This window comes from Mesorhizobium sp. WSM4846 (genome assembly GCF_055811415.1).
Window position 1 is genome coordinate 205,204 of record NZ_JBVVPZ010000003.1, and the last position, 25,052, is coordinate 230,255.

26 protein-coding genes are annotated in these 25,052 nt (G+C 63.4%); 14 read left to right on the forward strand and 12 right to left on the reverse strand.

Annotation, left to right across the window (positions count from 1 at the left end; all coding sequences use genetic code 11):
• Positions 1-200 precede the first annotated feature (200 nt).
• The 6 genes from iolE to phnN all read left to right on the forward strand — a co-directional run bounded on the left by iolE (position 201) and on the right by phnN (position 4,922).
• Positions 201-1,118, forward strand: a complete 918-nt coding sequence (gene iolE / locus AC0L15_RS04955; protein WP_287246777.1) for a myo-inosose-2 dehydratase — start codon at positions 201-203, stop codon at positions 1,116-1,118.
• Positions 1,119-1,166: 48 nt separating this feature from the next.
• A complete protein-coding gene (locus AC0L15_RS04960) occupies positions 1,167-1,385 on the forward strand; it encodes a DUF3329 domain-containing protein (protein ID WP_287051263.1) in 219 nt (72 codons plus the stop codon).
• Between the two features lie 6 nt (positions 1,386-1,391).
• Positions 1,392-2,204, forward strand: coding sequence for a 5-deoxy-glucuronate isomerase (iolB, locus tag AC0L15_RS04965; RefSeq protein WP_236393319.1), 813 nt, complete (start codon positions 1,392-1,394; stop codon positions 2,202-2,204).
• Between the two features lie 154 nt (positions 2,205-2,358).
• A complete protein-coding gene (locus AC0L15_RS04970) occupies positions 2,359-3,066 on the forward strand; it encodes a DUF1045 domain-containing protein (protein ID WP_287246778.1) in 708 nt (235 codons plus the stop codon).
• Between the two features lie 90 nt (positions 3,067-3,156).
• On the forward strand, positions 3,157-4,296 hold the full coding sequence (locus tag AC0L15_RS04975) for an alpha-D-ribose 1-methylphosphonate 5-triphosphate diphosphatase (protein WP_287246779.1): 1,140 nt from the start codon (positions 3,157-3,159) through the stop codon (positions 4,294-4,296).
• Positions 4,293-4,922 carry a phosphonate metabolism protein/1,5-bisphosphokinase (PRPP-forming) PhnN gene (phnN, locus tag AC0L15_RS04980; RefSeq protein ID WP_287246780.1) on the forward strand — a complete coding sequence of 210 codons (630 nt, stop codon included), beginning with the start codon at positions 4,293-4,295 and terminating at the stop codon, positions 4,920-4,922. Before AC0L15_RS04975 ends, phnN begins: the two co-directional genes overlap by 4 nt.
• 48 nt (positions 4,923-4,970) lie before the next feature.
• Here the strand turns inward: phnN and AC0L15_RS04985 are convergent, their stop codons facing one another.
• From AC0L15_RS04985 to AC0L15_RS04995, 3 genes are all read right to left on the reverse strand, one after another.
• A complete protein-coding gene (locus tag AC0L15_RS04985; RefSeq protein WP_027152073.1) occupies positions 4,971-5,966 on the reverse strand; it encodes an ABC transporter permease in 996 nt (331 codons plus the stop codon).
• A gap of 82 nt (positions 5,967-6,048) precedes the next feature.
• Entirely contained in the window at positions 6,049-7,593 is a 1,545-nt protein-coding gene (locus tag AC0L15_RS04990) for a sugar ABC transporter ATP-binding protein (RefSeq protein ID WP_287246963.1), read from the reverse strand.
• A 216-nt stretch (positions 7,594-7,809) separates the two neighbouring features.
• Complete coding sequence (locus tag AC0L15_RS04995) at positions 7,810-8,772, reverse strand: sugar-binding protein (RefSeq protein WP_236377999.1); 963 nt, start codon at positions 8,770-8,772, stop codon at positions 7,810-7,812.
• Between the two features lie 505 nt (positions 8,773-9,277).
• Between AC0L15_RS04995 and AC0L15_RS05000 the strand changes: the two genes are divergently transcribed.
• A complete protein-coding gene (locus AC0L15_RS05000) occupies positions 9,278-9,643 on the forward strand; it encodes a hypothetical protein (protein WP_287171476.1) in 366 nt (121 codons plus the stop codon).
• Between the two features lie 135 nt (positions 9,644-9,778).
• Positions 9,779-12,334 (forward strand): protein translocase subunit SecDF, encoded by a 2,556-nt coding sequence (gene secDF / locus AC0L15_RS05005; protein ID WP_287246782.1) that lies wholly within the window; start codon positions 9,779-9,781, stop codon positions 12,332-12,334.
• Between the two features lie 96 nt (positions 12,335-12,430).
• On the opposite strand, the gene AC0L15_RS05010 is transcribed toward secDF, so the two are convergent.
• Positions 12,431-12,763 (reverse strand): hypothetical protein, encoded by a 333-nt coding sequence (locus tag AC0L15_RS05010; RefSeq protein ID WP_287246783.1) that lies wholly within the window; start codon positions 12,761-12,763, stop codon positions 12,431-12,433.
• Here AC0L15_RS05010 and AC0L15_RS05015 point away from each other — a divergent pair.
• A complete protein-coding gene (locus AC0L15_RS05015) occupies positions 12,735-13,703 on the forward strand; it encodes a LysR family transcriptional regulator (RefSeq protein ID WP_287246784.1) in 969 nt (322 codons plus the stop codon). The genes AC0L15_RS05010 and AC0L15_RS05015 overlap by 29 nt on opposite strands.
• A 172-nt stretch (positions 13,704-13,875) precedes the next feature.
• On the opposite strand, the gene AC0L15_RS05020 is transcribed toward AC0L15_RS05015, so the two are convergent.
• Positions 13,876-14,478 carry an ArsR/SmtB family transcription factor gene (locus AC0L15_RS05020; RefSeq protein ID WP_287246785.1) on the reverse strand — a complete coding sequence of 201 codons (603 nt, stop codon included), beginning with the start codon at positions 14,476-14,478 and terminating at the stop codon, positions 13,876-13,878.
• Between the two features lie 235 nt (positions 14,479-14,713).
• Here AC0L15_RS05020 and AC0L15_RS05025 point away from each other — a divergent pair, with 235 nt between their 5' ends.
• Positions 14,714-15,106, forward strand: coding sequence for a GFA family protein (locus AC0L15_RS05025; protein ID WP_287246786.1), 393 nt, complete (start codon positions 14,714-14,716; stop codon positions 15,104-15,106).
• A gap of 29 nt (positions 15,107-15,135) precedes the next feature.
• On the opposite strand, the gene AC0L15_RS05030 is transcribed toward AC0L15_RS05025, so the two are convergent.
• Positions 15,136-16,641, reverse strand: a complete 1,506-nt coding sequence (locus AC0L15_RS05030; protein ID WP_473495964.1) for a winged helix-turn-helix domain-containing tetratricopeptide repeat protein — start codon at positions 16,639-16,641, stop codon at positions 15,136-15,138.
• 134 nt (positions 16,642-16,775) lie between these two features.
• On the opposite strand from AC0L15_RS05030, the gene AC0L15_RS05035 reads away from it, so the two are divergent.
• Positions 16,776-17,021, forward strand: coding sequence for a DUF1127 domain-containing protein (locus AC0L15_RS05035; protein ID WP_287246788.1), 246 nt, complete (start codon positions 16,776-16,778; stop codon positions 17,019-17,021).
• Between the two features lie 229 nt (positions 17,022-17,250).
• Here the strand turns inward: AC0L15_RS05035 and AC0L15_RS05040 are convergent, their stop codons facing one another.
• From AC0L15_RS05040 to AC0L15_RS05055, 4 genes are all read right to left on the reverse strand, one after another.
• Positions 17,251-17,439, reverse strand: coding sequence for a hypothetical protein (locus tag AC0L15_RS05040; protein ID WP_287246789.1), 189 nt, complete (start codon positions 17,437-17,439; stop codon positions 17,251-17,253).
• A gap of 333 nt (positions 17,440-17,772) precedes the next feature.
• Positions 17,773-18,369: an ankyrin repeat domain-containing protein gene (locus AC0L15_RS05045; RefSeq protein WP_473495965.1), complete on the reverse strand. Its 597-nt coding sequence runs from the start codon at positions 18,367-18,369 to the stop codon at positions 17,773-17,775.
• Positions 18,254-18,652: an ankyrin repeat domain-containing protein gene (locus AC0L15_RS05050; RefSeq protein ID WP_473495966.1), complete on the reverse strand. Its 399-nt coding sequence runs from the start codon at positions 18,650-18,652 to the stop codon at positions 18,254-18,256. Before AC0L15_RS05050 ends, AC0L15_RS05045 begins: the two co-directional genes overlap by 116 nt.
• Before the next feature lie 165 nt (positions 18,653-18,817).
• Positions 18,818-19,141 (reverse strand): winged helix-turn-helix transcriptional regulator, encoded by a 324-nt coding sequence (locus tag AC0L15_RS05055; protein WP_287246791.1) that lies wholly within the window; start codon positions 19,139-19,141, stop codon positions 18,818-18,820.
• A 407-nt stretch (positions 19,142-19,548) separates the two neighbouring features.
• On the opposite strand from AC0L15_RS05055, the gene AC0L15_RS05060 reads away from it, so the two are divergent.
• The 3 genes from AC0L15_RS05060 (at position 19,549) to AC0L15_RS05070 (ending at position 22,921) form a co-directional block, all read left to right on the forward strand.
• Positions 19,549-20,520, forward strand: a complete 972-nt coding sequence (locus tag AC0L15_RS05060) for a quinone oxidoreductase family protein (RefSeq protein ID WP_473495967.1) — start codon at positions 19,549-19,551, stop codon at positions 20,518-20,520.
• Between the two features lie 54 nt (positions 20,521-20,574).
• A complete protein-coding gene (locus tag AC0L15_RS05065) occupies positions 20,575-20,703 on the forward strand; it encodes a hypothetical protein (RefSeq protein ID WP_287246793.1) in 129 nt (42 codons plus the stop codon).
• A 394-nt stretch (positions 20,704-21,097) separates the two neighbouring features.
• Positions 21,098-22,921: an adenylate/guanylate cyclase domain-containing protein gene (locus AC0L15_RS05070; protein ID WP_287246964.1), complete on the forward strand. Its 1,824-nt coding sequence runs from the start codon at positions 21,098-21,100 to the stop codon at positions 22,919-22,921.
• Between the two features lie 285 nt (positions 22,922-23,206).
• Here the strand turns inward: AC0L15_RS05070 and AC0L15_RS05075 are convergent, their stop codons facing one another.
• Positions 23,207-24,331 carry an S-adenosylmethionine:tRNA ribosyltransferase-isomerase gene (locus AC0L15_RS05075; RefSeq protein ID WP_287246794.1) on the reverse strand — a complete coding sequence of 375 codons (1,125 nt, stop codon included), beginning with the start codon at positions 24,329-24,331 and terminating at the stop codon, positions 23,207-23,209.
• On the reverse strand, positions 24,328-25,050 hold the full coding sequence (locus tag AC0L15_RS05080) for an SDR family NAD(P)-dependent oxidoreductase (protein WP_473495968.1): 723 nt from the start codon (positions 25,048-25,050) through the stop codon (positions 24,328-24,330). Before AC0L15_RS05080 ends, AC0L15_RS05075 begins: the two co-directional genes overlap by 4 nt.
• Positions 25,051-25,052: the final 2 nt, after the last annotated feature.

Below are 25,052 nucleotides of genomic sequence, written 5' to 3' on the forward strand. Positions count from 1 at the left end.
ACACCCCATCCCACCCCGCGGGGGTGTCGGTGGGGGTGGGGTTGGGCGGGGCCCCCCCCCCCCCCCCCCCCCCCCGGGGGGGGGGCGCCCCCCCCCGGGGGGGGGGGGGGCCCCCGGCGCCGCACCCCCACCCCGCTGCTTCGCAGCGACCCTCCCCACAAGGGGGGAGGGTGGACACGATCTAACATTGGAGTGACGACTTGAAAGCCAAACTGGGCATGTCCCCCATTGCATGGTGGAACGACGATCTTGCGGAACTCAGCGATGACGTGTCGCTGGAGGAATGCTTGGCGCAGTCGCGCTCGGCGGGCTTCACCGGCATGGAAATGGGCCGCCGTTTTCCCAGTGATCCGAAAATCATGCTGCCGATCCTGAAGGTGGCCGACGTCACGCTGTGCGGCGGCTGGTTCTCCGGCACGCTGGTCGACGAAGACATGGCCAGGAATAAGGATCGCATCCAGCCGATGATCGATCTGTTCAAGGCGGTGGACGCGCCCTGCATCGTCTACGGCGAGGTCGGCCGCTCCATCCAGGGCGACCGCTCAAAGCCGCTCGCCACCAAGCCGAGGCTTTCGGACGACGAGATGAAGGCCTATGCAAGGCGCCTCACCCAATTCGGCGAATGGTGCGCCGAGCAAGGCATGCCGCTCTCCTATCACCATCATATGGCGGCGGTCGTCGAGACCGAGCCGGAGCTCGACGCCTTCATGCGTCATTCGGGAGAAGGCATTCCACTGCTGCTCGATGCCGGCCATCTGGCTTTTGCCGGCGGTGACGTGCTGCGCGCCATCGACAATCATCACCGGCGCATCAACCATGTCCATGTCAAGGACGTGCGCATGGACGTCATCGAAAAACTCGATCGCCAGAAGCAATCCTTCCTCGATGCCGTAGCGCTCGGCGCCTTCACGGTGCCAGGCGACGGGTCGCTGGATTTTGGTGCCATTGTGGAAAGGCTGGCGAACTACGGCTATGAAGGCTGGTTCGTGGTCGAGGCTGAGCAGGACCCGAAGAAGAATCCGCCGCTCAAGATGGCGCAAGTCGGCTATAAGGAGTTGATGCGGGTGATGACGGCCGCCGGCTATACGGTGGAAACACAGGGCTTCCCCAATGCTTGAGCGAGTCTATTCCCGGCGACGGGGCGATCCGATGCGGGGGCTGATCCGATGAAGGACTCCGAGCATCCGTTCTTCCGGCCGCTGTGGCGGCGCGTTGCCATCGTCGCCGTCTGCCTGGTCTGGGCCGTGGTCGAGTTTGCCACCGGTGCGCCGTTCTGGGGCACGATCGCGCTCGGCTTCGCCGGCTATGCCGTCTGGCAGTTCTTCTATCTCTACAAGCCGGCCGACGGCGGCAAGGGTTCGGCCGACACCGAACCAAAGGAATGAGCCAAGATGTCGAAACTGCTCGTCAAAGCCGATAAGGGCCATGGCCGCGTCGCCCATGTGACGCCGCAAAACGCCGGCTGGACCTATGTCGGTTTCGATCTGCATCGGTTGCGGCCCGGCGAGACCGTCTCCGGACAAACCGCGAGCCGTGAAGTCTGCCTGGTGTTCGTCACCGGCAAGGGCAAGGCCAAGGCTGGCGGCAACGATCTCGGCCTGCTCGGCGAACGCATGTCGCCCTTCGAAGGCAAGCCGTGGTCGATCTATGTGCCGCAAGGCTCTGACTGGTCGGTGACCGCCGACACCGGTCTCGAACTCGCGGTCTGCTCGGCGCCGGGGCTCGGCGGCGGCCTGCCGGTCCGCGTCATTGCGCCGAAGGATCTCGGCCAGGAGGTTCGCGGTAAGGGCACCAACACGCGCTATGTCACCAACATCCTGCCGGAAGGCAAGCCGGCCGATTCATTGCTGGTGGTCGAGGTCATCACGCCCGGCGGTCACACATCGAGCTATCCGCCGCACAAGCATGACCAGGACAATCTGCCGGCCGAATCCTATCTCGAGGAGACCTATTACCACCGCCTCAATCCGCCGCAGGGCTTTGCGTTCCAGCGCGTCTACACCGATGCCGACCGGAACGGCGCTCGTTCGCTCGACGAGGCGATGGCGATCGAGGACGGCGACGTTGTGCTGGTGCCCAAGGGCTATCACCCTTGCGCCGCCTGCCATGGCTACGACCTCTACTACCTCAACGTCATGGCCGGGCCGAAGCGGACGTGGAAATTCCACAACGCGCCCGAGCACGAATGGCTGATGAAGGCCTGAGGCGCTGCCCGTCCGGGTCGGAAAACTGGCCCAAGGTGAAAAAAATCGTCGGCTAATGACCCGCCTGAACAAGTTTGTTATCAGGAGCGATCATCAGCTTCGTCATTTCGTCATGCAAATCGCCTATGGCAGCGGGAGTTGACGAGGACTTTCGATGCGCTACGCTATCTATTTCACCCCCCGGCAGGACGAACCGCTCGCGCGGATCGCCGCCAATTGGCTCGGCCGCGACCCGTTCGGCGCCGCCACGAGGCCGGTCGAGGCCGTGGGCGAGTTGTCGGCGGCGGAAGTCGCCTTCCATACCGCTTCGGCGCGCCGCTACGGCTTTCATGCGACGCTGAAGGCGCCCTTCCGGCTGGCTTCGAACGAAACGGAAGCCGCGCTTCGCGCGGCACTGGACGATTTCGCCGAAACGACGCCGGTGGTGACGATCCCGCGGCTGGTCGTCAGCCAGATCGACGGCTTCTTCGCGCTGATGCCGGAAGGACCGCTGCCGGCGCTCAACCGCTTCGCCGACGACGTCGTGCGCGACTTCGACCGTTTTCGCGCGCCGCTGAGCGAGGCTGAGATCGAACGGCGCAGCCCTGACTCGCTGAAGCCGGCTGAATTCCGCAATCTCTGCCAGTGGGGTTACCCCTATGTCTTCGAGACCTTCCGTTTTCATATGACGCTGTCCGGCCGGGCCTCGTCACAGGAAAGCCCTCGTCTTCGCGCAGCAATCGACAGCCTGTTTGCGGGAGTCCTGCAACGGCCGGTGCCGGTGGACGCGCTGACCCTGTTTGTCGAAACCGAACCTGGCGCCCCGTTCATGGTGCTCTCCCATCACGCGCTCGGGCGCCGCCCGGCGAGAAAAACCGCCTGAAATAGAATTTGTTTAACCGCTTTTGTGCGACGCCAACTCATCCCAATCGGTGATTCAATTGGCTGCAAAATGCTCCAAGGACTGCCTGAAATGACCGTCGAGACCGTTCTCAACAATGCCCGCATCGTGCTTGCCGACCAGATCGTCGAAGGCTCGATCGTGCTGCGCGACGGCTTGATCGCCGGGATCGATGCCGGCGCCGGCCGAAGCGGCGAGGACATGGGCGGCGATTTCATCATTCCCGGGCTGGTCGAGCTTCACACCGACCACCTCGAAGGCCATTACGCGCCGCGGCCGAAGGTGCGCTGGAACCCGATCGCCGCGGTGCTCGCCCACGACGCGCAAGTGGCGACCGCCGGCATCACCACCGTGCTCGATGCCTTGCGCGTCGGCATGGACGACGACGCCGACATGAATTCGGCCGACATGCGCAAGCTGGCCGATGCGATCGAGAACAGCGTCCAGCAGGACCGGCTGCGGGCCGACCATTTCATCCATCTGCGCTGCGAGGTTTCGGCGCCGGATTGCCTCGCAGCCTTCGCGCATTTTGACGGCGATGACAGGATCAAGCTGGCGTCGCTGATGGACCATGCGCCGGGACAGCGCCAGTTCGTCGATTTGGAAACCTATGCCTATTACTACCAGCGCAAGCTGAAGCTGACGGACCGCGAATTCCAGCAATTCTGCGAGAAGCGGATGGCGGAGTCGGCGACGAATTCGGGGCCGAACCGCGCCTTCATCGCTGCCGCCTGCCATCAGCGCGGCATCGTGCTGGCCAGCCATGACGACGCCACGACCGGCCATGTCGACGAGGCGATCGAACAAGGCGTCCGCGTCGCCGAATTCCCGACCACCAAAGAGGCCGCAAAAGCTTCGAAGGCGGCAGGGCTCGGAGTACTGATGGGCGCCCCGAACGTCATGCGCGGCGCCTCGCATTCGGGCAATGTTTCGGCCCGCACACTCGCCGGCGAAGGCTTGCTCGACATATTGTCGTCCGACTACATCCCCTTCAGCCTGATCCAGTCGGCGTTTTTCCTCGGCGACGTGGTCGACGGCATCTCCCTGCCGCAGGCGGTGGCGATGGTTTCGAAGAACCCGGCCGAGGCAGTCGGCCTCGCCGACCGTGGTGTCATCGAGCAGGACCGGCGGGCCGACCTGGTTCGCGTCCGTCTTGACGATCACGTCCCGGTTGTCCGCACGGTCTGGCGGCAGGGACGTCGGGTCGCGTGATGGCGTCGGCGTCGATCGAGCGTGAATTGTCCGCCGCGGCGTTTCCGATCCGCGACGGCGTGTTTGTCGCCGTCGTCGGGCCGAGCGGCGCCGGCAAGGACACGGTGATCGGCTATGCCCGGTCGCTGTTTGCCGACGAGACCCGGCTGGAGTTCGTGCGCCGGGTCATCACCCGGCCGAGCGACACGACGAGCGAGGATCACGACACGCTGGCCGATGCGGCCTTCGTCGAGGCGGAAGCGGATGGCGCCTTCGCCATCTCGTGGGAGGCGCATGGCTTGCGCTACGGCATCCCGGCTGAAGTCGACCGGTCGGTGGCCAATGGCCGCGTCGCCATCGCCAATGTCTCCCGCGCCATCATCCCGGTGCTGCGCGATCGCTATACCAATCTGGCTGTCGTCGAGATCACCGCATCGCCGCAGATCCTGGCTGAGCGACTGGCGATGCGCGGCCGCGAGTCGCGCGGCGAAGTGCTGGCGCGGCTAGCGCGCAGCGCCAATGTGGCGTTGTCCGGGCCTGGCGTCACCTCGATCGACAACAGCGGCCCGCGCGAGGCGGCCGGCGAGCGTTTTGTCGAAGTGCTGCGCAAGGCAATGGCGTTCTCCGACATGTCGGGCACGATTTAAGCCGCCTCTTATCTTCTCCCTCTGTGGGAGAAGGGAGAGGCGGAGCCGCTACTCCGCTGCGGCGCCGGCCACGCCCTTGCGGGTTGCCTCCAGCATCAGCCGCCGCTCCCGGTACACGCCCCATTGCTGGTCGACCAGCACGCCGATCAAAATCACGCCGCCCATCACCGCGAAATTGAGCGAGGACGGGATGCCGAGCAGGTTGACGAGGTTTTGCAGTTCCTGCAGCAGAACCGTGCCTAGGATCACGCCGATCAGCGAGCCTTCGCCGCCGCGCAGCGAGAAGCCGCCGAGCACGGCTGCGGCAATGGCGTAGAGTTCGTAGAACTGGCCGTGGCTGGCTGGCGAGATCGAGCGCGTGTACATGGCGAAGTAGATCGCCGACAGCGCCGTCAGCACACCGCAGATGACATAGGCCGCCATGACGACGCGGCCGGTGCGGATGCCCGAATATTTCGCCGCCTCCTCGTTCTTGCCGATGGCGTAGAGGTAGCGGCCGAACACCGAACGGTGCAGCACCACCCACATCACGATGGCGATGACGATCAGCGCGATGAAGCTGTTTGGCACGCCATAGGATCGCCCCGCGGTCAGGAATTCGAGTTCCGGGAAATTCTGTCCGAAAGCGAAGCCCGCCGTGCCGTCGGCTGTGTAGAACCGCGCCACGCCGCGATAGATCAACAGGCCGCACAGCGTCACCACGAAAGGCTGCAATTTGAGCCGCGTGATCAGCCAGCCATGTGCCAGCCCGATGATGCCGCCGAGCACGAGGATCAGCGGCAGTGCCACCGGCCATGCCATGCCGCGCGTGGCGATGAAATCGACGAACAGGACGCCGAGCAGCGCAACCACCGAGCCGACCGATAATTCGATGCCGCCGGTGATGATGACGAAGGCCTGGCCGATCGCCAGGATGCCGAACAGCCCGATCAGGTTCGATGTGTTGGCGAGGTTGATCGGCAGCAGGAAACGCGGGTTGATGATCGCCACCACCGCTCCGACCACAAGGATCAGGATCAGCAGGCCGAGATCTTTCTTGCTCATCGTCTTCTCCCCAATGCCTGCCTAAGCAGGTTCCGCAAAAGTGTTGCGCGGTTTTGCGACCGGAACCTGCGCCAAACAAAAGCTATTTCGGCTGCTTGCCGACGGCCAGCAGCAGCACGTTTTCCTGGCTGAACTGTTCCTTGTCGAGAATGCCTGAGATCTGGCCCTCATGCATGACGGCGATGCGGTCGGAGACGCCGATCACCTCCTCCATGTCGCTCGATATCATCAGCACGGCGACGCCGGCATCGGCCAGCGCCCGCATCAGCCCGTAGATCTCCGCCTTGGCGCCGATGTCGATGCCGCGCGTCGGCTCGTCGAGGATCATCACCTTGGGGCTCATGGCCAGCCACTTGGCCAGCACCACCTTTTGCTGGTTGCCGCCCGACAGCGTGCCGGTGCGCGTCGCCACCGAGGGCGCCTTGATGCCGAGATTGCGTTTCTGCTTCTCGGCGGTGACGGCTTCGGCACGGGCAGAGACCAGGGATCGCCGGGCATGGGCCGGCAGATTGGGAAGCGAAATGTTCTGGGCAATCGACAGGTCGAGCAGGATGCCGGTCAGCTTGCGATCCTCGGGGACGAGGAAGATCCCGTTGGCCACAGCGTCGGCCGCCGAACCAAGAACCAGATCTTTTCCATCAAGCTGGAGCGCGCCGCCAAGGCTCTTCTCGATGCCGAAAAGCACGCGCGCCAGTTCGGTCCGGCCGGAGCCGACAAGGCCTGCCAGGCCAAGGATTTCGCCGCGCCTGACGCCGAGATCGACCTGTCGGTCTGGATAGGCGCTGGTGCGAACGGCCTTGGCCGACAGCGCGACGGCGCCGGGCGGGCGCGCCGATTCTGCGGCCTTCTCCCGCTCCTTCAACATGCGGCCGATCATCAGCTTGACCATCTGGTCGTGGTTGATGGCGTTCTTCGGCAGCGTGCCGGCAAGCATGCCGTCCCTCAGCACCACGACGCGATCGGCAACCCGCTCGACCTCGTGAAGGCGATGCGAGATGAAGATGACGCTGATGCCGTCGGCCTTCAACGCCTTGATGACATCGAGCAGCTTGTCGGTTTCGGCAAGGGGCAGGCTCGACGTCGGCTCGTCGAGGATGACCAGCCGCGCCTCGATCGACAGCGCCTTGGCGATTTCGACCATCTGCTGCTGGGCAAGCGACAGCGCCGATACCGGGGTGTCGGCCGAGAAATTGGCGCCCACACGTTTGAGCAGCGGCGCCGCCAGCATGCGCAGCCTGGTGCGGTCGACAAGCCTGAGCGGACCGGCGCGCAACGGCTCGCGGCCGAAAAAGATGTTGGCAGCAACGTCGAGGTTTTCGAACAGGTTGAGTTCCTGGTGGACGAAAGCGATGCCGGAACCGATGCTGGCCTCGACGGTCAGCCCGTCATGGGCAACGCCGTCGACGGTGATCGTGCCGGTGTCGGGTGTGGTCACGCCACCGAGGATTTTCATCAGCGTCGACTTGCCGGCGCCGTTTTCGCCGACGAGGCCGATAACCTCGCCAGGCCTTACCTCCAGCGAAAACCCGTCCAGCGCGACCACGCCGGGATAGGTCTTGCGCACGGCCTCGAGACTGAGGAACGGGGCAATCGTGGATGCGCCGATGGATGCGTCGGAATAGTTCATCATGCCTGACAGCAGTTGGCGGGCCAGCCTCCCCGCAGATTGATGAGCCTGATCAGGCCCGTCAATAACAAGAGGAGCCAGTCACGCCAGCGTCGCGCTGCCCTCCCCCTAACCCTCTCCCCGTAAAAAACGGAGGATTCGCCAGCGTTGCAACCAATGCCCTTCTCCCCGTTCTGCACGGGAAGAAGGGGGATGAGGGGCCAGCGCCGACGACGCTCAGTTTCCGGACATCGCTTTCAGATTGGCGGCATAGGCGTCGACGTCGTCCTTGCCGATGATCTTGGTCGGGATGATGATCAGGCCGTTCTCCGGAATGCCCGACTTGTCGCCCTCGAGATAGGCCGCCATCAGCTTCATGCCCTGGTAGGCCCATTCGAACGGCTGCTGCACGACGGTGGCGGCAACGGTGCCTTCTTTGACGCCGCCGAGCGTGATCGGATCGTCGTCGAAGCCGACGACCGTGATCTGGCCGAGCTTGCCGGCGTCGCGCAGCGCTTCATAGATGCGCGGCGTGTTGTAGGAATAGAAGCCGACCATGCAGGTGACGTCGGGGCTGGCGACCAGCGCGTCCTCGACGTTCTTCTTGGCGCGGGCCTGGTCGATGTCGTCGCCACGCACGTCGATCAACTCGATCTTGGTGCCGGCGAGCCCTTCCTTCATGCCTTCGATGCGCTCTTTGGCATTGTCGGCGCCGAGCAGGCCGACGAAGCCGAGGCATTTGCCGCCGTCGGGCATCGCCTTCTTGGCGATCTCGGCCGCCTGCTTGCCGGCATCGATGTTGGACGAGCCGATATAGGCGATACGCTTGGTCTGCGGCGCGTCGCTGTCGGTGGTGAACAGCGCCGTCTCCGAGGCGATCTTGTTGAGCCCGTCGGTCGAGGTCTTGGGATCGACGGCCGAAACCATGATCGCCTTGACGCCGGCCGTCACCAGATCATCCATCAGCCGCTGCTGGATGGCGACCGACGACTGTTCCGGATATTTGAGCTCGAGATTGTAGTTGGGCAATTCGGCCTGGGCCTTCTTGACGCCGGCTTCGGCCGCCTTCCAGAAATCGGAAGCGCCGTTGACGACGAAGGCCAGCGTCGGTTTGTCCTGGGCACCGGCGATCGCCGTGAAGGACAGACCGAGAGCCAGGGCCGCTGCGGCGACGGACGCATTTCGTATCGCAGATTTCATGTTCAACCTCCCATTTGATCCAGTCATTTTCGCTGATCTGAACTTTGTCGAATGCGGCTTGGACGCCCTCCTCCTCAAGGGTGCTGGCAGCGAAAGAACGGCGCCATCCCAGCCGCGATCTGAACTCTAGAGACTCATTGGCTGCTCGTAAATAGTCCGATTTGTCTGATATTTCGTGATCGTGGAGCGTTGCCCCGCAGCGCAAACGTCCCGGACGAAGGTGGCCAAAGCTATGCAGATGAGGCTCCTGTGGGAGGCAAATTCGCGGATACTGGTATACGAGTATACCAGTATCCGGTTCGGGTACCTGAGAACAGCTTCTGCAGCCACCTTCCAGTCCCGTGAAAGCTGCGCTTCAATTCGCAACGCAAGTGCTGTAGTTAGACCAGGAAAGCGGCTCGCCGCTTACCGAGGCAACGAAAGCGAAAGCGTATTGGTCGCAGTGTATGAAAGCCGTAGCGATGGGATGAGACGAGGCGGCCGAGGACGGGACGGGCCCGGCGTCGTGCTCAGCCTGGGTGCCGGTCTGCGGCTGCTGGCTTCGTTGCTCTTTCTGATCTGGACCATTCCTGCGGCAACAGCCGACCAGGTTGCGCAAGACCTAGCCAAAGGCCAAATCGGCGCGACCGAGCCGGTCACACACCCGACTGCCCTTGCCCGCAGCATTGCGCGCCACGTCGGTGCTGAGACTTCCCGTGTCAAGACACCTGTCATTGCGAGAGATGGCAAACCGTTTTGCATTATCCCGGATTTGCGGCTGCCGCTCGAAACCGCGTCAGCCGCGCCGTTTGGCATATGGTCTGACGGCCGGCCGGAACTGTCGCCGATCCGCGCCTTTGATGCGCGCGCGCCTCCGCTTCTCACGGCGTGAACCTGGCCGCGACCGCGGCCCTAGACCCGCAAAACTTTCACACCGCGTTCCGTTCGTCGAGTTGCTCGCCGATCGGAACGCCAAAGCTCTTGTCGGAGGCGGTTTGCGCCCGATATGGGCTGAACGGACAAGAACATGCTGCATTTTTCGCGCTGGAAGACCATTCTCATCTGGCTGACGGTCTTGGCCGGTATTCTTTACGCAGCTCCCAATTTGGTTCCCGCCTCCACTCTGGCATCGCTGCCGAATTGGCTGCCAAAGCAGCAGCTGACGCTGGGACTCGACCTGCAGGGCGGCTCGCACATCCTGCTCCAGATTGATCGGCAGGACCTTGCCAACGAACGTCTCGAATCGGCACGCGACGAGGTCCGCACATCGCTGCGCGATGCCCAGATCGGCTATACCGGGCTTGCCGGCACCGCCAATTCCATCCAGGTCCGCATTCGCGACCAAGGCCAGATCGAAGCGGCGAAGAGCGCGCTCGAAAGATTGGCGCAGCCGATCTCGACGGGCATGTTCATGAGCGGCTCGGTGACCGAGATGGAGATGACCGAGCCGGAACCGGGCCTGCTGCGCTTCACGCTGACCGAAGCCGGGATCGACTACCGGATCGCCGCAGCGCTGACCCAATCGATCGAGGTGGTGAGCCGGCGCGTCAACGAACTCGGCACGACCGAGCCGATCATCCAGCGCCAGGGATCGGACCGCATCATGGTCCAGGTGCCGGGCCTGCAGGATCCGCAGCGGCTGAAGGATATCCTCGGACAGACGGCTAAGCTGACCTTCCAGATGGTCGACCAGTCGATCCCGGTCGAGGAGGCGATCTCCGGCCGCCCGCCGGCGGGCTCAACGGTGATGTATTCGACGGAAGAGCCGCGGGTTCCGCATCTGATCGAGAACCGGATCATCGTTTCCGGCGAAAACCTTGTCGATGCGCAGGCAACCTTCGACCAGCGCACCAACGAGCCGGTGGTCTCGTTTCGCTTTGACAGCCGCGGCGCCACCCGCTTCGGTCAGGCCACCCAGGCCAATGTCGGGCGCCTGTTCGCGATCATCCTCGACAACGAGGTGATCTCCGCGCCTCAGATTCGCGAACCGATCCTGGGCGGCACCGGGCAGATATCCGGCAGTTTCACGGTGGAGAGCGCGAACGATCTTGCGGTCCTGCTGCGCGCCGGTGCACTGCCTGCCGACCTCACCATCGTCGAGGAGCGCACCGTCGGTCCGAGCCTCGGCAGCGATTCGATCGAGGCGGGCCAGTTCGCGGCAATCATCGCCGGGGTCCTCGTCGTCGGCTTCATGCTGTTCGCCTATGGGCGACTGGGGCTGATCGCGAATATCGCGCTCCTCGCGAACGTCGCACTGATCATAGCCGTCCTGTCCGTGCTCGGGGCGACGCTGACGCTGCCTGGCATCGCCGGCATCGTGCTGACGATGGGCATGGCGGTCGATTCCAACGTCATCATCTTCGAGCGCGTCCGCGAAGAGAACCGCCAAGGGCGCTCGATCGTGCAGTCGATGGATTCCGGGTTCAAACAGGCGCTGGCGACTGTCGTCGACGCCAATGTGACGACGCTGATCGCCGCCGTCATCCTGTTCTTCCTCGGCTCGGGGCCGATCAAGGGGTTTGCCGTCACACTCGCCATCGGTATCGTCACCACCGTGTTCACGGCGTTCACGCTGACGCGTTGGCTGGTCGCGTTCTGGCTTCGCCGGCAGCGGCCGAAAACCATGCCCGCCGGTGTCATGCGGCTGGTGCCCGACGACACGCGCGTGCCGTTCATGGCATTCAGAAAATACGCTTTCACGCTGTCCGTGCTGTTGTCGATCGCTTCGGCGGTGCTGTTCTTCACTGTCGGCATGAACTACGGCATCGACTTTCGCGGTGGTTCGAGCATCGAGGTGCAGGCAAAGGGCCAGCAGGCCGACATCGGCGACATCCGTGAGCGGCTGACAGGTCTCGATCTGGGTGAGGTGCAGGTGCAGGAGTTCGGCTCGGCCCGGGATGTGCTGATCCGGATCGGCACCCAGGGGGGCGGCGACGTTGCCGAACAGTCCGCCGTCGGGAAGGTAAGAAGCGCGCTCGAAACCGACTACGAGTTCCGCCGCATCGAGGTCGTCGGTCCGACAGTGTCGTCCGAACTCGCGTTCAACGGCACAATGGGCGTGCTCGCCTCGCTGCTGGCGATGCTCGTCTACATCTGGATCAGGTTCGAGTGGCAGTTCGGGCTCGGCGCCATCATTTCGACGTTCCACGACGTGATCCTGATGGTCGGCTTCTACGTCGTCGCCGGCATAGAGTTCAATTTGACCTCGATTGCCGCGATCCTGACTATTGTCGGCTATTCCATCAACGATACGGTTGTCGTCTATGACCGGGTCCGCGAGAATCTGCGCCGCTATAAAAGGATGCCGATTGCCGAGCTGCTCGACCTGTCGATGAACCAGACGCTGGCGCGAACGGTCCTGACCGGCGTGACCACGCTGTTTGCGCTGGCGGCGCTTTCGATCTGGGGCGGCGAGGTGATCCAGTCCTTCACGGTCGCAATGATCTTCGGCATCCTCGCCGGGACCTATTCCTCCATCTTCGTCGCCGGGCCGCTGCTGATCCTGTTCAAGCTCCGGCCGGGCGCCCTCAGCCAGGAGGAAGCCGCAGTGGCGAAAGAGCCGCCGGCGCAACGGGCCTTGTAATGGGCGGTGCCATCTCTTTGGGTCCGCTGTAGCTTTTGATCTGGCGCATGATCGCTTGCGAATCGATTCCGATTTTCGGGGTCATGCGCCAACTGGCTAGACCGTCTCTCGCATCGCCTCGTTGCCGTGCAGCCAGTCGGCGGCAATCATCTTGGCGACCGGCAAGGACGGCGGCGGCGCTGAACCTTGGGAGGTTCTGAGCGCGGCAATTTCGTCGTGAATGCCGGCACAAGCGTCAGCGGCGGGCCAGCGCGGCCCCCTGCTCCAGGCTGACACCCGGGACGAGCGCGTCTGCATGCCGATGCGCAAGCCGCCATTCGCGTTCGTCCGAGCGATGTACAGCTCAGCCGGCAGAATTGCATGTTGATCTTGATGAAGCCAATGATATGATTTCAGGAATATGCTGAATGAAATTGACCTTTCGCGCACCGATCTCAATCTCCTCGTCCTCTTCGAGGCCGTGCTCGGAGAGGGCCACGTGGGCCGGGCGGCGGACCGGCTTAACCTGACGCCATCGGCAGTCAGTCACGGACTCGGCCGGCTGCGCCGGCTCCTCAACGATCCGCTGTTCCTGAGAACGCCCAAGGGCGTGGTGCCGACGGCGCGTGCAACGGAACTGGCCGCGCCGATCGCCGACGTTCTCGCGCGCGTGCGCAGCGTGATGGCGACTGCCGCGCCCTTCGATCCCGCCACGGCCATGCGCCGGTTCGCAATCGGCGCACCGGACGGTGTCTCAGCCGTGATCCTGCGCCCGCTCCTCGCCGAACTCAGCCGGATTGCGCCACGCATCGACGTCGGCGTGCGTCAGATCTTGCCCTCGCCAGCCCGCGTCTGGCGGAGCGCGATTGTCGATCTTGAGGCGCACGCCATCGATATCGCGATCATTCCGTCCGATGACATCCCGCCTCGCTTCGAAAAGCGCTGCATCTACGAAGAGGACTTTGTCATTGCCATGCGCCCTGGACATCCGTTCGCGCGTGATCCGAGCCTGGAGCGATACTGCAGCATGCAGCATCTGGTCGTCTCGGACAGCGGCGATCCTTACGGCTTCGTCGATGAACATCTGGCAAAGCAAGGCCGGGCGCGACGGGTTGCGTTGACGGTTCCGAACTTCATGTTTGCGCTCGCGGTCATCGCCGAGACCGACCTCATCTCGGCCCTGCCGCGGCGGTTCGTTGCCATGCATGCGGCGCGTTCCGGCGTGCTGAGCCTCGATGCCCCGTTGCCGTTGCCCGGCTTCCGGCTCAACGCCGTCGCTCCCAAGGTCGCGATGATGGATGCGGGCGTGGCATGGCTCTTTGATCTGCTTGCGGAGCAGACTGCGCAGAAGCACCCCAGCGGCTTGCCCGCACGAAGTCGGCAATCATAGCTCGGAAAGATTCGTCGGCGCCGCCAGCGTGGATGAAACTGACAATTGCGTTTCCCCTGCAGCGCTACTCCGCGGGCGTTGGGAAGTGCTTTCCAAGCCAGGTTCGCCATTTTGGCTCCTCCCGTTTTGCGATGCTTGCTGAATCGACCGAGCGATCGCCGGCAGCATCTTTTTACTGAACCTCCTTTCCTCGCGGTTTGGCTGGTGACGGATGCGCCGTCACGACAAGGCGATGCGACCGTCCCTGCGGCGCAGTTTCGTCGTGATAGCGTGCCGCCAGCGTGGTGATGGCCTCAGTCAATTCACGCGTGAACGAGGCGCGGTCGGCAGCGGAGCGGAAGCGGATTTCGGTGTCGATCGCCAAGGTCGCCAAGCGCTTGCCGGCACCGGTGGCGGCGCGCTGCAGAGCTCCGATCTCCCGCACCAGCCGGGCGCCGAGCGCGATCAGGTAGCTTGCCGACAGGCGGTCCGGGGTGCGGTCCGGATCGGCGCCGACCGGACCCAGTGCGCTCGTCGAGACGACATAGCTTGTGGCGCTCGCCACCATGAGCCGCTCCGTCAGGCCACCCCACTTGCGCGTGTCTGCAACTTGGACGAGCCCGTGCTCCTCCAGAGCATGCAGGTGGTAATTGATCTTCTGCCGCTTAAGGCCGAGGCGTGTGGCGAGGGTAGCGGCCGAGGCCGGCTCCCGCAGTTCTGAAAGGAGTTGACTCCGAACGGGCTCCAACGCGGCGGCGGCCGCGCTCGGCCGATCTATGACTTCGATATCGAGCATGCAGCCCTCACATTGACAATCATTCCTGTCAATGCGCGTTGACGAGTGTAATTGTCAAGAACGAAAGGGCCGCTTCGTCCGAACTTTACAGCTGGCTGCGGCTGCAGCAAGCGAGCCAGCTATCGCCCACTGCGGAAGTCGATGCGTCCCGCAGACGGCCCCGCACGGGGCAATTGCAATGACGGTGCCGTTCGTTGTAGCCATTGCGACCGCTTGATTTTGGAGGAGACGCAGCATGGACCGATTCACTGGCGGCTGCCTGTGCGGCAACGTCCGGATTGTGGCGTCGGGGCTCCCATACCGGGTCGGCATCTGTCATTGTCTCGACTGCCGCAAGCACCATGGCGCGCTTTTTAACGCTTCGGCGGTGTTCCCCCAGGATGCGGTGACGATCGAAGGCGAGACGCGCGACTATGCCGGGCGGTTTTTCTGCCCCCGCTGCGGCTCGACAATTTTCGGGCGCACCGCAGACGAAATCGAAGTGAACCTGGGATCGCTGGATGCCCCTGACCAACTGATGCCGACCTACGAAAGCTGGATAATCCGTCGCGAGTCCTGGTTGCCGCTATTTCCGCTCACGAGGCGGTACGAGCGCGATCGTGACGCCACGAGTCGCTTTGAGGACTAGGTCGCACAAAGGGTGCGAAAGCCGGCACGTCACCCCGGAAGACCGGCCTTGCGGAAGCCGTCGACGAAATGCTCGAGCGTCGCAGCGTCGCGGAATGGCTCCGTCGCGGCCCAGTGGCGGGTTGTAAAATGCGGGTTGCCGACGAGGAACAGTTCGGCCTCGGCGCGCGCCGCGTCGAGCCGGCCCAGTTGGGCAAGGCTTGCCGCCAGGAAGCGGCGTGAGCTTGTACGATAAGTCTCGTCCCTGCGCAGTGTTTCGACGGCGGCTTCGTATTGGCCGGCCGCATATTGCGCCTGGCCAAGCGTCAGATAGTACCAACGTGCCGGAAACGGGTTCAACCGGAACGCCTTGCGAACATGCTCAAGGCCTTCCTTTACCCGTCCGGCCAGGACCGCGATGTCGGACAATGCCGCCCAGGCATCGGCCTCGTTCGGATCGAGCTCGATCGCCCTGGCGAATTCCGCATCCGCCTCGGCGAAGCTGCGCTCATAAGCAAGCAGGTAAGCCAAAACCCAGCGGCAGCCGGCATCGTTCGGATCGATCGCCACGGCTTTGCGCGCCAGTTCCAACGCAACGCTACGGGACGTTTCGGTTGGTCCGCCGGAATGCACCCATCCCATCCAGTGGTTCATGGCAAGCCAGCGATAGGCCTCGGCATATTCCGGATCGAGCGAAACCGCGCGGGTAAGCATCAGATGCGCTTCGCGCGCCGTCTGCGGCGTGTCATCCATCAGCTTGCGCGCCCGCACGCAGAGATCGTAGGCCTCAAGACTTTTGGGCCGGTTGCGCGGCGGCGGTGCGCGCAGCCTGCCGAGCAACGCCTCGACGATCTTGCCGGTGACCTCGTCCTGAACGGCAAAAATGTCTTCCAGGCTGCGATCGAAGCGTTCTGCCCACAAATGGTCGCCACTCACTGCGTCGACCAATTGGGCGTTGATGCGCACGCGCCCCGCAGCGCGCCGTGCGCTCCCCTCCAGCAGGTAGAGCACGCCGAGGTCCTGCGCGATATCGCGCACGTCCATCGCCTTTCGTTTGTAGGCGAAGGCCGAGTTGCGTGCGATGACGAACAGGCCGGAGATCCTGGACAGGTCGGTTATCAGGTCTTCGGTCAAGCCATCCGCGAAGGATTCCTGCTCGGGATCGTTGCTGATATTGACGAAGGGCAGCACCGCTATCGATGGCTTGCCGGGCAGCGGCAAAGGTTTTCGCTTCGCGCCGAGTTGTTCGACAGGCCCCGTGAAGCGGTAGCCGACGCGCGGAACCGTGGCGATCCAGTCGCCGCCATCTGCAGCCGGGCCAAGCAGCTTTCGCAGCAGCGCGATCTGTACGGTGAGGTTGCCTTCCTCGACGGCCGTGCCCGGCCACGCCGCGTCCATCAACTCGGCCTTCTCAAGGATCTCGCCGGCTCGTCCAACGAGCGCCGCAAGCAGCTTTAGCCCGCGGTAGCCTAAGGCAACGGGGACATCGTTGCGAAGCAGCGTTCCCGCACCGGAATCAAGCACGAACGGACCAAAGGCAAAGCGCGATCCCTGCATGCGGCGTATGTATAGCCCGTTTGGAAGTTTTGAGAACTATTTGGCAGTGCTTAATTACGACGCTGTTCGTATCCTGCAGAATTCAGCCTCTTTCAGGTCGAAGGTCCCTGGACCTCAAACCTCTGGAGGTTGCTATGAACGATACTCTTGCATCGGCCCCGCATCAGGCAGGGGGAACGCCGGCGGAGCCGGCGGGAATATTGCGTCGGCAGCACAGCCTGGCGACCCTGAGAAGCATTATCGCGGCGTGGGACGACCGGAAACGCTTTCGCTGGGAACTTGAGCAAATGGCGAAGGACAATCCCCATTTGATCGACGACATCGGTCTGACGAGACGGCAGGTCGAGGCAGAGATCGCCAAGCCCTTCTGGCGACGATGATCCTCGTCGCCGCAAGGTCGCGAAGCCGATAACCGTCATCCTCGCCCTTGGTGCGCCAAAAGCATTTCGGAACGGTGGGAGAAGCTGGGCCGCCGATCCGGTCCCAAAATCGAGCGTTCGCGTGCGTCAGCGGGGCGGCCTTTTTCCCCTAGTCGTCGTCGTCATCCGTGTAGCGGTCGCGATAGCGGCGACGATCATAGTCCTGGTAACGACGGGAGGATCGGTCCTCCTAGTAAACCCTGCGCTTGACGTAGGTCTCGCAATAGTCGTCTTCACAGTAGGTCTCGACAATCCGCTCACGCACAACGCCGTTGTTCGACGAGCTATTCGAGCTTGTGTTCGAGGACTGACTGTCCGCGCGGGCAACGACTGTCGCCATCATCGTCGCTGATGTCACCAGTAGGAACTTCATACGCATGGCTGCCTCATTTTTGGCTAGATGGCGCAACTCAAAGCCAAGTCGAGGTGAACTCAAAGGCTGGGCATGCGGAGCGTGCACTGCAGTCTGGCCCAAAGTGTAGCTTGGCGCGCCGGACAGGATGAAACTGGGGTCTCGTACATTGTTGCTGCGCCTTTCTGAGATCACCGTTCGGAGCGGTCCGACTTGCGCCCCATAAACTGCCCTCGCCGCCCCAGCCAAGATCGGACCAACCGGTCATTGGTCAAGGGGAAGCGAAGTGACCTCCATGCAGAATTCGAGCGCTCATCGGCTTCGGCGCAACCCGGCCGCGCCACTCCTGGGCGCGAGGGCTCAGGGTAGCGGGATGGGCTTGTCACTGAGTGTGCGCAAGTAGGCAATTATGTTTGTTCTTTCAGTCTCGTCCGGAGCACCCGGCACTTCCATGTAAACGCCCGGCGTCGTGAGCATGGGCTCAAGCAGAAATTTGTTCAGGTCCTCGTATGTCCAGACACCCTGCCATGCCAGCAAGGCGTCGGAGTAACGCCTCTTGGCCACAGATGCTTTGTCGCGACCGACGACGTTCCACAAAGTCGGTCCCTGATTGGCCCCTTCGTCCGGCACGGCATTGTGGCAGTAGGCACAGAGGCGGGAGAAGGAGGCTCGGCCTTTCTCCACGTCGGCGGCAGCCAACTTCTTCGAGATCGGGGCTGGCGTTGGCAAGATGACGCCGTGCGCGATGAGATAATCAGCCACTTCGCGTTGCCCCTTGAATTTCGCCAGATGGAGCGATGTCTTGCCGTCCTTTGTCTTCGCATTCACATCCGCGCCGGCCTCAACCAGTGCCTTCACGCAAACGAGGCAACCGGATCTGGCGGCGATGTGAAGGGCGTTTTCGCGGTTGCGCTGCGAATTTGGATTTCCGCCCCTCTCCAGCAACAGATTGATCAAATCGATCCGGCGTTTCGCCAGAGCCGGCATGAGGGCAGGACCCAAAACCCGGCGTCGGGGCGGCGTTGACGTCGGCACCGCGTTCGATGAGCAGTTTTGCCGCCGCAAAATGCCTGCCCCTGACCGCAAGATAGAGTGGTGTGGCTTGCCCATCGCTCTCATCGACATCGGCGCCTGCGTCGAGCGCTGCCGCAATCGCCGCGACATCGCCCGTTTTCGCGGCGTCGTGGATGGCGGCGGCATGCGATGCAATCGGTGCAAGCACCAACAGAATGAACAGCAAAAACCCGCGCATCCGGCACCCCACTGTCAAACTGGAGGACGGCCAACAAGGCGCTGGTTCGACAGTTCGTCGACGATATCCTCGTCATCGGCCGTTGGAAAGTCTCGCCGGGTATATATCGTCAGCGACGTGAAAGTGCGAACCGCAGTCGCTTCATCGCGGCGATCATTCCGGCTGACCCGAGCAATGGAACTGTTCACCCCAGCGGCATAAGCCCTCTGCCCCAGCACAGAGCGTCGATCCGTTTTCCGTCAACGAATAGACGACTTTCGCCGGAGAACCGGGATGGACTTTTCGGTTCACAAGCCCGTCTGCCTCGAGTTCTCGCAGCTGCTGCGTCAGCATCTTTTCGCTGATCGCCGGAATTGACTGCCGCAGCCGGCCGAACCTGTGTGGTGTCGCGCCGAGTTCGCAGATGATGTCCAGCTTCCACTGGCCGGAGACCATCTTTATCGCGGTTGCAAAACCATTCTCGGTGGGTTTGTTCACCTTGCCCTCCTTACCGGCAGGTAACCACTTACGCATCCGTGCGTATTGGTGTCGCGCTTCCCAAATCATAGCTCTCCCTCGGACGACAAGCGAGCCGAGCGTTGCGCCAATCAAAATATGGGATGTCGGAATGATGCCTGCAATCGGTGCCCTGGACACTGGACGTATGGGATCGGAACCCGCCCGTGCGCTGCCTGGAGCGGGATATCGCACGACCATCCGGGACAGGACAGCAGAAGAGCCAGGAGGCGATCCAAGCCTTCATCATCAACCAATCATGGAACGCCTACAAAAAGCGAACTCCTGCTTCGCCGGCGCGAAACAGCAAATCACGTCGGCGAGGCTCGATTGACGACCGCTGGAAGCGGTGGCCGTTTCATGACCAACAGGTTCCCAGGAGAAAAAGCATGTCGAATGCAAAACCGGATACAATGCAGGCCGCCGCCATCGACGGGTTCGGTGGAGCCGAGCTGGTTACTGTGCGAGCCGTGCCAGTGCCCGAGGTCGGGCCGAGCGATGTCCTAATCCGGGTCGAAGTGGCGGGCGTGGCCTCGTGGGACGCGCTCGAGCGTGAGGGTCTCTACGACGGGGCTTTCGGAATGCCGTCGACATTCCCCTATGTGCTCGGCTGGGACTGCGCGGGCGCAGTCGTCGCCGTTGGCGGCCAAGTTAGCCGCTTCAAGGAAGGCGACCGGGTGTACGCTGCATCCATGCCACTTCCCAAGGGTGGAACCTACGCCACCTACGCAGTGACGGATGCGGACAACGTTTCGCTCATCCCCGCCAAGCTCACGATCGAGCAAGCGGGCGTTATGGGCTGGGATGCGTTGACCGCGCTCAGCGGCCTGGAAGAGGTCGGCCTAAAGCAGGGCGATACAATAATGATCTTCGGTGCCAGCGGCGGTATCGGGCACATGGCCATCCAACTCGCAAAACGATTGGGCGCCCGTGTATTGGCGGTGGCTTCGGGCGATGACGGCGTGGCGCTATCGCAGCGGCTGGGCGCCGACGCCGTCGTCAATGGGCGCAAGGACGACGTGGTGGCGGCCGCTCGTGAATTCGCCGCCGGCGGCCTCGATGCTGCCCTTGTCACCGTAAGCAGTGAGGCGGCCGACCGCGCGCTGACGTCAGTGCGCGACGGCGGTCGGGTCGCCTGCCCGCACGGCGCGATGCCCGACCCAAAAGTCCGGCCCGGCGTGGAGCTCATTCGCTACAACGGCGCACGCAGCCAGGACGCGACCGACAAGCTTAACCGCCTGATCGACTCTGGCCCGTTCGACGTCCATGTCGCCCGTACATTCCCGTTCGACAGGGTTGTTGATGCGCACCGAGCGCTTGCCACCCACTACGTCGGCAAGCTCGCTTTGCGGGTGAGTTGAGCAAAGGGTGGATCCATCAGACATCACCAGGCGTTGCGACGGCGGAACAGGATCATGGCAGCCATGGAAATGTGCTGGCGCTTTCCCATCCGCCGATCGCCGCTGATCTGCCAGAAACAAAAAAATGTCCTGCCGTTTGCGGTCACCGACTATCGGCTGCAAATGGCGCGTCGGAGAGGATGAAATTGGGCACCGCTATGTCATTGCTGCGCCCATTGATTTCTAAGATCACTTCTCGGAGCGGAGGATCGGCTTTGCGCCACTTGCCGACCTCAGCACACCTCTAAGCGCGAACGTCTGGTGTGATGCGGGCGTTCGTAGGGCATCTCGCTGTTACATCGCGGTGACAAAGCACCCGCCACGGTGGCGTCAACCGGTTACACAGAGCAGGAAATATTTCCGGCCTTCTGGGAGAGTGGTCAGCGTCCCAGAGGCTGCGTGGGCGTGTCGTCGGTTGGCTGTTAGCGCGGCGACTGGAACGCTCCACGTCTCGCAAGCGGGATAGCGAAGTCTCGTGAAGGCAAGGTCAGCTGCGTTCTCCGTTCTGTATCGGCGACGACTGGGAGAGATGGGCACCATGCATATAGGGCGTCCGGAAGTTGGCAGGACATGGACGCGGGGCGGCCCGCGTGCAGGCGCTTGGCTGAGCGGTGCAATAACCACGCAGCGCCGCCTCGCAGCGATCCTGGCTTGCGACGTGGTCGGCTATTCGCGCCTGACGGAGCGCGACGAGCGCGGCACGCTCGAGCGGCTGAAGATCTACCGCAAGGACCTCCTCGAACCGCTGGTCTCCGAGCACCAGGGTCGGATCGTCAAGCTCACCGGCGACGGCATGCTGTGCGAGTTCGCGAGCGTCGTTTATGCGGTGACCTCGGCGATGGCGATCCAGCAGGCCCTGGCAGAACACGAGGCGGAGACGCCCGAGGATGAGCGGATTCGCTTCCGCATCGGCGTCAATCTCGGCGACGTGGTCTGCGAGGAGGACGGCGACCTCTACGGCGACGGGGTCAACATCGCCGCCCGCCTCGAAAGCATCGCCGATCCCGGCACCGTGGTCGTCTCGGGCACCGCCTACGACCACCTTCAGGGCAAGCTCGACTGCGGCTTCACGCCGCTCGGCGACCTGCGCCTCAAGAACATCGAGCGGCCTGTGCGCGCCTACCGCGTCGAGACCGACGCCAGCGCCTCGGTGGCTGCACTGCCTCCCCTGCCCGAGAAACCCTCGATCGCGGTTCTGCCTTTCACCAACATGAGCGGCGACCCCGACCAGGAATACTTCGCCGACGGGCTGGTGGAGGACATCATCACGGGATTGAGCCGGGTGAACTCCTTCTTCGTGATCGCCCGCAATTCGTCCTTCACCTACAAGGGCCGGGCGGTGGACCTGCGCCAGGTCGGACGCGAGCTGGGCGTCCGCTACGTGCTCGAAGGCAGCATCCGCAGAGCAGGATCGCGGGTGCGCATCAGTGGGCAGTTGGTGGACGCGATCAGCGGACACCATGTCTGGGCCGACCGCTTCGAGGGCGACGTGAGCGACATCTTCGACCTGCAGGACAAGGTGACCGAGAGCGTCGTCGGCGCCGTCGAGCCGAGCATCCGGCTGCAGGAGATCAAGCAGGCGCGCATGAAGCCGACCGACTACATCAGCGCCTACGACCTCTACCTTCGCGCGCTGCCGCGCTTCTACAGCATGACGCGCGAAGGCTTTGCCGACGTGCGCCGGCTCACCAACGAGGCGCTCAGCATCGACCCCAGCTTCAACTTGGCGAAGGCACTCGGCGCCTATATCCGCAGCCTATCCGTGAGCCAGTGCTGGCACGAGCCCGACGATATCCGAGTCGCCGCGCGCATGGCGCGCGAGGTATTGGCTGAAGCGCGCGACGACCCCACGAGCCTACGCTTCGCCGCGCAGGTGATCGCCTACAGCGCGAAGGACTACGAGATGGCGCTGGGCACGATCGAACGATCCCTGCTACTCAACCCCAATTCGGCGCAAGGCCATACGGGCAGCGGCTGGGTGAACGCACATTCCAGCCGCCCGCTCGTCGCGATCGAGCATTTTCACAGGGCAATGCGGCTGAGCCCGGTCGACCCCGAGAAGGGCATCGCGCTCTCCGGCATCGGGATGAGCTACCTGATGCTCGAGCGCTACGAAGAAGCGCTGGCATGGGGAGAGCGCGCGCTGCACGAGATGCCGAACTACGGCTCCTCGCACCGGGTGATGATCATGGCGCTGGTCAAACTCAACCGGCTGGATGAGGCGCAGGCCGCGGCGCGGCGGCTGATGGAGGCGTTCCCGACCTACACGCTCACCCTGCAGAGACAGATCAACCCGTGGCGAGACAAGGTGTTCGCCGAGAGTTACGTCGAGGCGTTGGGCATCTCCGGCGTGCCGGAGTGATCGTCGCGGTTGCAAAGATGCCCTCTCCTGCGCGTCACGTCCGGCCAGGCGACGTCCCTTGATCCCGCGTCGCTTCTGGAAGGACAGTTCTCTGGCCGTACTCCGGTTTCCACCCTGACGAGACCTACCGACGGTCCAGACAAAAAGTCGCCGTTGGGTCAGAACTGGACGTCGCGACACGATTTTGGAATGTACTGCCGATTGGCGCGCCCGAAGAGATGCGAACTCCTGACCCTCGATTCGTAGCTACTAAGGTCAAAATAGGTATTCTAAATCAATTACCTGTTAAAACATGGTTTTCCGGAAGCCCTGGAAAACCAAGATCTCGGATCGCCTATAGAGTAGAGGCTGCGTCTCGCGCACGGTTTGGGTCGTGCGACCAATACAGCGGTTGCCGATGAGCAGCATGGAATCGCCGAATTCATGCGTGCGGTATCGGCACGCGGCGAAGGCTGCGGAGGCGTTGGCGAGCAGAGCATCGTCGGCAAAGGCGCGCAGGAGCTCGAAATGGCTTTCGCCCGGCTGGTGGACGCCTGTGAGAATCGTATCGACCACGCGAAGCGGCGTGTCCCGCGCGACGCGGCCCGTCGCAATGCCATTTCCTGCACGCACGCTGCCATCGGGATTGGCCGCCGCCTCAAGCGCGCGCACGACGCTCGTGCCGACCGCGATGATGCGGCTGCCGCGCAGCTTCGCCCGCGCGACCTGCGCCGTGGTGTGCTCGGGGATGCGGTATGGCTCGTCGAAGGGAAGGCGCGAGTCGAGCGCGCGATCCCCGGTGGAGGAAATGCCCGTGGCATGCGTGAGTGTTGCGAAGCCGACGTCGTGCCGCCGCCAGCTTTGAAGCGTGCGCCAGTCGAGCGCAAAGCCTGCCGATGGCGTCTCGAACGCAACCGGCCGGGCGGCAATCTTCGTCCAAACATCCCAAAGTGCCAACGGCTCGGGAACATGCGCGTATTGGATCGGCCGGCCGTGCTGCGCCAGTCCTGCAAGCACAGCTGCGCGGTTGCCCAAGAAGCGCAGCTCGAGAAGGCGGGGATGGTCGAGAAGGCGCTCCACAACGGCTTCAAGCGGGCCGAGCCGAAGGCGATTGCCCGGTGACAGTGGAGGCGGCGGCAGCCGATCTTCGGTGCGCGTGCGGTGATCGCCCGCACCGAAGGCAATCGCCACGAATCGCGTTGGATCGGCAAGTGACAGCCAGCCCGCCAGGCGGATCTCCATCGCTTCACTGCTGGGGACATGCGTGCCGTGCAAGCTGGCAGGCAAGGTCGCGGCGTCATTGGCGACGACCAGGTCGCCGGGCTCGAACAGCTTCGCCAGGTCAGCGCGCGGCAGGTCGGTCATCGCGCCGTCCGCCATGACCACCAACAGCCTGGCGGAGCGCCGATCCGGACGGTCGGCGGCAATCATCCACGTGCCTCGGCGCGAAGTGCTGCGCCGACCGGCAATCCGTCAAGCAGCTTTTCGATGATCTCGGCAGCTGCCAGATCCGGGTGCTTCAAGGTGGCCGGATCGGCGTCAGGAAGCGCCAGCGCGTGCAGCGGGGTGTCCATATCGCCGGGGTCGAGCGCGAGGAACCTTATGCCATCGTCTTTCGCCTCCTCGTCCCAGATCGCCGTCAGATGGGCAAGAGCGGCCTTGCTCGCACCATACGCCCCCCAGCCGGGATAGGCGTTCACCGCCGCGTCGCTGGAGATGTTGATCACCAGCGCGCCACGGCCCTCGCGCGCCGACGTGGCAAGCGCACCGAACAGCGCTTTGGTCAGCCGACACGCGCCGACGAGATTGACCGCAAGCGATTTTTCCAGATCCTCGCACTCGGTGTCGGCAAGCAGCGCAAGGGGGACCGGCCCGAGGCTCGATGCATTGTTGATCAGGACGTCGAGCCCGCCGAGGCTGGCGGTCACCTGCAACGCGATCGGGTAGATGTCGTGCTTCTTGCCGAGGTCGCCGACAATGCCGTGTGCGCCCGTCTCGTCAGCGATGCGCTCGACGTTTGCGGCAGTGCGTGCGACGAAGGCGACGCTCGCACCCTGCGCGGCGAGCTGCCGCACAAGCGCCAGTCCGAGGCCGGACGTGCCACCCGTGACCGCGACGCGGAGTCCGTGGAAATCCATATTGGTCAGCATTG

What these genes read in the sequence shown, in the direction of transcription:
- AC0L15_RS05020 (WP_287246785.1), bottom strand. Translation starts at nt 14,478, where the DNA reads ATGCTCGATATCGAAGTCATAGATCGGCCGAGCGCGGCCGCCGCCGCG.
- AC0L15_RS05030 (WP_473495964.1), bottom strand. Translation starts at nt 16,641, where the DNA reads ATGCAGGGATCGCGCTTTGCCTTTGGTCCGTTCGTGCTTGATTCCGGT.
- AC0L15_RS05015 (WP_287246784.1), top strand. Translation starts at nt 12,735, where the DNA reads ATGCTGAATGAAATTGACCTTTCGCGCACCGATCTCAATCTCCTCGTC.
- AC0L15_RS05065 (WP_287246793.1), top strand. Translation starts at nt 20,575, where the DNA reads ATGGCAGCCATGGAAATGTGCTGGCGCTTTCCCATCCGCCGATCGCCG.
- AC0L15_RS04975 (WP_287246779.1), top strand. Translation starts at nt 3,157, where the DNA reads ATGACCGTCGAGACCGTTCTCAACAATGCCCGCATCGTGCTTGCCGAC.
- AC0L15_RS04970 (WP_287246778.1), top strand. Translation starts at nt 2,359, where the DNA reads ATGCGCTACGCTATCTATTTCACCCCCCGGCAGGACGAACCGCTCGCG.
- AC0L15_RS04990 (WP_287246963.1), bottom strand. Translation starts at nt 7,593, where the DNA reads ATGAACTATTCCGACGCATCCATCGGCGCATCCACGATTGCCCCGTTC.
- AC0L15_RS05025 (WP_287246786.1), top strand. Translation starts at nt 14,714, where the DNA reads ATGGACCGATTCACTGGCGGCTGCCTGTGCGGCAACGTCCGGATTGTG.
- AC0L15_RS05060 (WP_473495967.1), top strand. Translation starts at nt 19,549, where the DNA reads ATGTCGAATGCAAAACCGGATACAATGCAGGCCGCCGCCATCGACGGG.
- secDF (WP_287246782.1), top strand. Translation starts at nt 9,779, where the DNA reads ATGCTGCATTTTTCGCGCTGGAAGACCATTCTCATCTGGCTGACGGTC.
- AC0L15_RS04985 (WP_027152073.1), bottom strand. Translation starts at nt 5,966, where the DNA reads ATGAGCAAGAAAGATCTCGGCCTGCTGATCCTGATCCTTGTGGTCGGA.
- AC0L15_RS04960 (WP_287051263.1), top strand. Translation starts at nt 1,167, where the DNA reads ATGAAGGACTCCGAGCATCCGTTCTTCCGGCCGCTGTGGCGGCGCGTT.
- AC0L15_RS05080 (WP_473495968.1), bottom strand. Translation starts at nt 25,050, where the DNA reads ATGCTGACCAATATGGATTTCCACGGACTCCGCGTCGCGGTCACGGGT.
- AC0L15_RS05070 (WP_287246964.1), top strand. Translation starts at nt 21,098, where the DNA reads ATGCATATAGGGCGTCCGGAAGTTGGCAGGACATGGACGCGGGGCGGC.
- iolB (WP_236393319.1), top strand. Translation starts at nt 1,392, where the DNA reads ATGTCGAAACTGCTCGTCAAAGCCGATAAGGGCCATGGCCGCGTCGCC.
- AC0L15_RS05040 (WP_287246789.1), bottom strand. Translation starts at nt 17,439, where the DNA reads ATGCGTATGAAGTTCCTACTGGTGACATCAGCGACGATGATGGCGACA.
- AC0L15_RS04995 (WP_236377999.1), bottom strand. Translation starts at nt 8,772, where the DNA reads ATGAAATCTGCGATACGAAATGCGTCCGTCGCCGCAGCGGCCCTGGCT.
- AC0L15_RS05075 (WP_287246794.1), bottom strand. Translation starts at nt 24,331, where the DNA reads ATGATTGCCGCCGACCGTCCGGATCGGCGCTCCGCCAGGCTGTTGGTG.
- AC0L15_RS05035 (WP_287246788.1), top strand. Translation starts at nt 16,776, where the DNA reads ATGAACGATACTCTTGCATCGGCCCCGCATCAGGCAGGGGGAACGCCG.